Genomic DNA, 1,478 nt, shown 5'->3' on the forward strand with positions numbered 1-1,478 from the left:
GTCAGTCGCGGCTCAGGCCGCGGTCCAGCGCGGCGATCGCGCTGCCCCGGGCGTCGTCGCCGTCCAGCGACCAGACCATCACCCCGGCCAGGTCGTTCCAGCGCGTGTACCGCGCCTTCTGGGTGAGCACCTCGGCGGTGTCGTAGCTGTAGAACGTGGTGCCGTCGTACTTCCAGGACGCGCCGTGGTCGCGGTCCAGGTAGACCTTGCCCGGCAGTGCGTTGATCTCCTGGTACGAGTGGTCGGGCGCGGACGCGGTGGCGCTCTGGAAGAGGCCGCCGCGCTTGCCGGGGGCGACGCCGGTCCAGCCGTGGCCGTACAGCGGGGCGCCGAGGACCAGCTGCTCGGCGGGCAGGCCGCGCTCCTGGTAGTGGTCGGCGGCCTTGTCGGCACTGCGCTGACGCGGGTCCGGGTCGGCCGGGTCGGAGTACAGGGGGGCCTGGTGGTTGGCCGGGCCCTTGCCCTCCCACGGGCCGTGCAGGTCGTAGGTCATCAGGTTCAGCCAGTCCACCGACTCGCTCAGCTGCGGCAGTTCGAGCCGGTCGGCGACCGTCTCGTTGGCGGCCACGGCGGCGGTCAGCAGGTACTTCCTGCCCTTCCGGCCGCTCAGCGCGTCCAGCTGGTCGCGGAACTCCTGCATCAGCAGCGTGAAGTTGTGCCCGTCCTCGGGGCGGACCACGTTGCCCGCGTCCCCGCCGCCGCCCGGGTACTCCCAGTCGATGTCGATGCCGTCGAAGACGCCCGCGGCGGCGCCCTTGCCGCCCTCCGGGGAGTCCGCCAGGACCGGCAGGTCGCCCTTGACGTAGAGGTCGATGCAGGAGGAGACGAACTTCTTGCGGGCCTCCTCGGTGGCGGCCGCGTCGGAGAAGTACTTGGACCAGGACCAGCCGCCCAGCGAGATGACCGTGCGCAGCTGGGGGTTCTTCGCCTTGAGCTTGCGCAGCTGGTTGAGGTGGCCCTTCAGCTTCTGGCCCGGGGCGTCGGCCACGCCGTCCACCGACTCGGCGGCGGAGAAGGAGCGCTGGTAGTCGTTGCGGGCGTCGCCCTGGCCGGCCTCGTTGCTCTCGAAGCAGGTGCCCTCGGCGGAGACGTTGCCGAAGGCGTAGTTGATGACGGTGAGCCTGGCCGCCTGGCCGGACTCCTGGACCCTCTTCGCGGAGCTGTCGGCGCCCCACTGGGTGAAGTAGCCGACCCGCTGGCCCTTCAGCTTCGGGCCGTGCCGTCCGTCGGCGGCGTTGGCGGTGGCGGGGGCGGCGAGCAGCGCGGCGACGGTGGCGGCGGCGAGCAGGGCTGAGGCGCGAGTGGGCATACCGGACCTGTTCTCTGAAGCGGCATCAAATGGTCTGGACCAGATGGCACAGAGGTTTAGTCCATCCGCCGTTCACCGCACAAGGGGGCGGCCGCAACCGGCGCAGTATGCAAAAAGCCGTTGCACGAAGCCGCAGCAGGAAGCCGCTGCAAAAAGAGGAGGCCGGACC

Annotated in this window: 1 protein-coding gene; it reads right to left on the reverse strand. The window is 70.8% G+C overall.

All coding sequences use genetic code 11. The features are described from left to right. Position 1: 1 nt before the first annotated feature. Positions 2-1,309 (reverse strand): glycoside hydrolase family 18 protein, encoded by a 1,308-nt coding sequence (locus tag ACFU6K_RS38865; RefSeq protein ID WP_380671365.1) that lies wholly within the window; start codon positions 1,307-1,309, stop codon positions 2-4. Between the last annotated feature and the right edge of the window lie 169 nt (positions 1,310-1,478).

The organism is Kitasatospora sp. NPDC057512, assembly GCF_042802135.1.
Classification (GTDB): Bacteria; Actinomycetota; Actinomycetes; order Streptomycetales; family Streptomycetaceae; genus Kitasatospora.